Consider the following 5,320-nt stretch of genomic DNA (forward strand, 5'->3'; position numbering starts at 1 on the left):
AGGGCGACCCGGCTGCCGGGGCCGACCCCGGCGTCGGCGAGCCGGGCCGCGGTCCGGCCGGACTGCGCCCACAGCTCTCCGTACGGGACGGCCTGTCCGGCGTCGAGGATCGCCACCGCGTGCGGGTCGGCCGCACCCCGGGCCGCGATCCGGTCGAGGAATCTCACGTCGTCCCCTCCAGTACCTTCTGCTCCGAGTGATCAGGGGTCGGGCCGAGCAGGCGTACGCTCCGGTGCCCGAGGGGCAGCACGGACGCGGTGAACACGAACGGGACGATCCACAGGGTCGCCTGGGTGCCGAACCGCTCCACGAGCAGGCCGCCCAGCAGCGCCCCCAGCGGGATGGTGCCGAAGGTGACCATGCGGTAGCTGGCGTTCATCCGGGCGTGCAGGACGGGCGGTGTCAGCAGCTGGCGCAGCGTCACGCTCACGACGCCGCCGACGCCGGTGCCCGCCGAGGTGAGGGCGAGGGTCACGGCGAACGCCGTCACCACGGCCGTGCGCGAACCGCCCACGACGGGCAGGATCCAGAACGCGTTCACCGTCACGGCGAGGGTGCCTGCCATGGCCCGGCCGTAGCCGAAGGTCCGGATGAGCCGGGGCGCGGCCAGGGTGCCGAGGACGGCGCCGACGCCGCCGCACACCAGGACCAGGCCGTAGGCGGCGCTGCCGTATCCGCGGTCGCGTACGAGGTGGATGACCAGGACGACGTTGAGGAGCTGGACGCCGGCGTTGTTGAGCGCCGCGTGCACGGCGATGGTGCGCACCGCGGGCGTCCTGAAGACGGTGTGGAGCCCCTCCCGCACTTCCCGCGGCAGGTCCCTGGCGGGGCGTTCGGCGGGCCGCGGGGCGTCGCGGTGGCGCAGCCGGCCGGTCATCAGCGCGCACCACAGGTAGGACAGGCCGTCAAGGACGAGGGCGTTCGAGGCGCCCACCAGGGCGGTCAGCCAGCCCGCAAGTCCCGGGCCCGCGGTACCGCCGACCGCGAGGCCGACGTTCAACCGGCTGTTGGCCGAGGCCAGTTGGTCGGCGCCGACGAGCTGCGGCACGAGTGAGGCCTTGGCGATGTCGGAGACGACGGTGCCGGCGCCGCCCAGCAGGGCGATGACGTACAGGTGGGCCAGGCCGAGCGTGCCGAAGGCGTCCGTGACCGGGACCGACAGGACCAGGGCGGCGCTGAGCAGGCTCAGCACGATGAGCACCGGCCGCCGGGCCCGCCGCTCCAGCCACACTCCGGCGGGCAGCGGCACGAGCAGGAACGGCAGCGTGTAGAGCGCCTGCAGCAGACCGACCTGGTCGGCCGAGGCGTGCAGGGTGGTCACCGCCGTGACGGGCAGCGCGAAGAGCGTGATCTGCGAACCGAGTTGTGACACCGCGTCCCCGGCCCACAGGCGCCGGAAGTCGTCGCCCTGTCGTACCGAACCCGGTTCCGCTCGCCGTTGCCTTCGGACCAGCACCGGTGCACCACCTCACTTCGCGACCCCGCGCTCCGAACAACTCCCGCTCACGCTGGGACACCGGGGCCCGGCCCGGCCAGTCGGGAGAAGTCCCGATGGCCACCCCCTACCGCGCGGGCCACAGTTGCCAAGCACCAGGAGTCCGCGCAGAGGGAGATGCCGCATGCCGAGGTTCGAAGCCGGCGGGCCGATCCGAGCTCGTGCCCGCACCGCTCGCACGACCACCGGTGACGCCACCGAGGCCAAGCGTCTGCTGAAGGAGTTGGGTGCGCGGCGCGGCACCACGGCGCAGCTGTCCCCGGTGCCGCGCGACCGTCCGCTGCCGCTGTCCTTCGCCGGGCAGCGGCTCTGGTTCCTCGACAAGTGGGCGCCGGGCCAGGCCGTCTACAACTCCCCGCTGGGGCTGCGCCTGAGCGGGGACCTCGACCACGAGAAGCTGGTCGCGGCGCTCACCCTCGTCGTCGCACGGCACGAGAGCCTGCGCACCCGTTACAGCGAAGAGCACGGCGTGCCCCACCAGATCATCGATCCGGCTCCCGCGCGCGTGGACATCCCGCTGACCGACCTGTCGCAGCGGCCGGACGCCGAGGAAGAGGCCCGCGCCCTGGCCCTCGAAGTGGCCACCGGCGCCTTCGACCTGGCCTCGGGGCCGCTGCTGCGCGCCCGGCTGATCCGGCTCGCGCCGCAGGAACACCTGCTGGTGCTCTGCATCCACCACATCGCGACCGACGGCTGGTCCACCGGCATCCTCGTCTCGGAACTGACGGCCTGTTACGCCGCCACGGTCGCGGGCACCTCGCCGGACCTGCCCCAACTGCCGGTCCAGTACGCGGACTTCGCGGCCTGGGAGCGGGAGCGGGCGTCGGCCGGGACGACCGACCGGCTGGTCGCCTACTGGCGCGAGCGCCTCGCGGACCTGCCGGCCCTCGACCTGCCCACCGACCGGCCGCGCCCGGCCGAGCAGAGTTTCCGCGGCGACACCGCCGTCCTGCGTCTGCCCGACGGGCTGCGCACCCGGCTCGGCGAGCTGGCACGCGCCGAGCAGGCGACGCTGCTCAGTGTGGTGCTGGCCGCTTTCAACGCGCTGCTCACCCGCTACACCGGTGCCAAGGACGTCGTCGTCGGCTCGGTGTTCTCCGGGCGCGACCACCCCGACATCGAGCGGCTCATCGGCTTCTTCGCCGACACGCTGGTGCTGCGCACGGACACCGCCGGTGACCCGACGTTCAGCGAGCTGATCGCCCGGACCAGGGAGACCGTCCTCGGCGCCCATCTCCACCAGGGGCTGGGCTTCGACCGGCTCGTGCGGGAGCTGCGCCCCGAACGGGACACCAGCCGCAATCCGCTCTTCCAGGTCTCCTTCACCCTCCAGAACGCGACGGCGGGCAGCGGCCGGGCGGGCGGCCTGCAGGTCGTCCACGAGCCCGTCGGGCAGAAGACCGCCCGGTTCGATCTCGCCGTACAGGTCACCGAGGTCCCGGGGGAGGGTCTCGACCTGTGGGCCGAGTACGCCACCGACCTCTTCGACAGGGAGCGGATCGAACAGCTGCTCACGCAGTACGCCGCCGTTCTCGACCAGGTGTGCGCCGATCCCGCCGCCCCGCTGTCCCGGCTCGACCTGCTCGGCGCCGACCAGCGGGCTCTCGCGCTGCGCCACAGCACCGGACCGGACGCGCCCGGTGCGCGCGGCCGGCTGCTGCACCAGCTCTTCGAGGAGCGCGCCGCCGCCGACCCCGACGCCCCGGCCTGCCACTTCGAGGGTTCCACCGTCTCCTACGGCGAGTTGAACGCCCGCGCCGACCGGCTGGCCCGGCGGCTCGCCGGCGCGCAGGGCATCGTCGGCGTGCTGCTGCCGCGGGGTCCCGAACTGCCCGCGGCACTGCTCGGGACACTCAAGGCCGGCGCGGCGTACCTGCCGATCGACCCCGGCTATCCGGCGGACCGGATCGCGTGGATGCTCGACGACGCGGGCTGCCGGACCGTGGTGAGCGTGCGCGAGGTCGCCGGACTCCTGCCCGCGGGCGTGACGCCCGTCCTGCTGGACGCCGACGACACCGACGACATCGAAGCCGCCGAGGCCACCGAGGACTCAGGGCACGGACCCGCCCCGGTCATCGACCCCGCTTCCGCCGCGTACGTCATCTACACCTCGGGTTCCACCGGCCGCCCCAAGGGGGTGGTGGTGGAGCACCGCCAGGTCGTCGAGTTCGTCCTCGCCATCGTCGAGACCTTCCGGCTCGTGCCCGGCGACCGTGTGCTGCAGTTCGCCAATCCGGCCTTCGACGTCAGCGTCTTCGACTTCTTCTCGGCACTCACCAGCGGCGCGGCCCTCGTGCAGGCGCCGGTCGAGGTGCTGCACGACATGGACCGGCTCGCCGAGTTGATGCGCTCCACAGGGGTCACGGTGACCGACCTGCCGCCGTCGATCCTCGCCGAGCTCGACGCCGACGCCTTCCCCGACCTGCGGGGGCTGTTCGTGGGGCTGGAGCCCTACCCCGGCGACCTGGTCAACCGGTGGAACATCCCCGGCCGGGAGTTCCACAACGCCTACGGCCCCACCGAGGCGACCGTGGCCTGCATCGACCACCTCGTCCCCGACGTGCTGGACGGCCCCCCGCCCATCGGTCTGCCGCTCGCCGGCTACCGGGCCTACGTCGTGGACGAACAGGGTGATCTGGCGCCCGCCGGAGTCCCCGGTGAGCTGTGCATCGGCGGCACCGGCGTGGCCCGCGGCTACCTCGGCCGCCCGGGACTGACCGCCGAGAAGTTCCTGCCCGACCCCTTCGGCCCGCCGGGCAGCCGCGTCTACCGCACGGGTGACCTCGCGATCCGCCGCCACGACGGCGTCCTCACCTTCCACGGGCGGCTGGACCGCCAGCTCAAGGTGCGCGGCCTGCGCATCGAGCCCGGCGAGATCGAGGCGGTGCTCACCGACCGGCCGGGGATCCGGCAGGCCCTGGTGACGCTGCGGGACGGCGCCCTCGTCGCCCACCTGGTGACGGCGGACGGCGCCGCCCCCGACAGCGCGGCCCTGCGCACGGAACTCGCCGCGCTGCTGCCCGCCGGCCTGGTCCCCTCCTCGTTCGTCGCGCTCGACTCGTTCCCGCTCAACGCCAACGGCAAGATCGACCACACCAGGCTGCCCGATCCCGAGCGCGCCGCGGCGTCCGAGCGGACTGGGCCGCGCACGCCGACCGAGTCGCGTCTCGCCGAGATCTGGGGCGAGGTCCTCGGCACCACGGACCTCGGGGTGCACGACGACTTCTTCACCCTGGGCGGCAACTCGCTGCGCATCACCCAGATCACGTCCCGGGTGCGCGATGCCTTCGGAGTGGGCCTGGAGCTGCGCGCCTTCTTCCGGGCCTCCACCATCGCCGGGCTCGCCGCGCTCATCGAGAGCGAGGAACTGGCCGCGGCCGACGAGGACCTGCTGGCCGAGCTGCTCGACGACCTGGAGGACAGCTGATGGACGCCGATCTGCGCGAGCGCCTCGCCACCCTGTCCCCCGAACGGCGTGCCGCGCTGCTCGCCCGCCTCAGGGCCAAGGAGATGTCGCGGGCCCGCGACGGGGCGCCCGGCCCGATCACGGCGCTGGCGCCGGGCACCATCGCCCCGATGTCGTACGCCCAGCAACGCATGTGGTTCCTCGACCAGTTGATGGACCATCAGGCGATCTACCACACCCCCGTGGTGCTGCGGCTGCGCGGCCCGCTGGACGTGCCCGCCCTCGGCCGGGCCCTGACCGCGCTCGTCGCCCGGCACGCGGTGCTGCGCACGCGGTTCGCCCAGGACCGGCAGATCGTCGAGGACCCTCCCGCCGCCGTGCCGCTCCCGCTGGAGGACCTGCCCGGACTCGATCCGGCT

Annotated in this window: 3 protein-coding genes; 2 read left to right on the top strand and 1 reads right to left on the bottom strand. The window is 73.6% G+C overall.

Translation table 11 applies throughout. The features are described 5' to 3' along the window. Window positions 1-163 precede the first annotated feature (163 nt). On the bottom strand, window positions 164-1,456 hold the full coding sequence (locus G3I40_RS08300; protein WP_164301517.1) for an MFS transporter: 1,293 nt from the start codon (window positions 1,454-1,456) through the stop codon (window positions 164-166). A gap of 163 nt (window positions 1,457-1,619) precedes the next feature. On the opposite strand from G3I40_RS08300, the gene G3I40_RS08305 reads away from it, so the two are divergent. After that, window positions 1,620-4,922: a non-ribosomal peptide synthetase gene (locus G3I40_RS08305; RefSeq protein WP_164301518.1), complete on the top strand. Its 3,303-nt coding sequence runs from the start codon at window positions 1,620-1,622 to the stop codon at window positions 4,920-4,922. After that, a partial coding sequence (locus tag G3I40_RS08310) for a condensation domain-containing protein (RefSeq protein WP_164301519.1) occupies window positions 4,922-5,320 on the top strand: 399 nt, incomplete at its 3' end. The genes G3I40_RS08305 and G3I40_RS08310, both read left to right, overlap by 1 nt.

Source organism: Streptomyces sp. SID14478 (assembly GCF_010548525.1).
In the GTDB taxonomy this organism is placed as follows: Bacteria; Actinomycetota; Actinomycetes; order Streptomycetales; family Streptomycetaceae; genus Streptomyces.

Excerpts from the sequence above, each read along its gene's own strand:
- G3I40_RS08305 (WP_164301518.1), top strand. The coding sequence starts at position 1,620 with ATGCCGAGGTTCGAAGCCGGCGGGCCGATCCGAGCTCGTGCCCGCACC.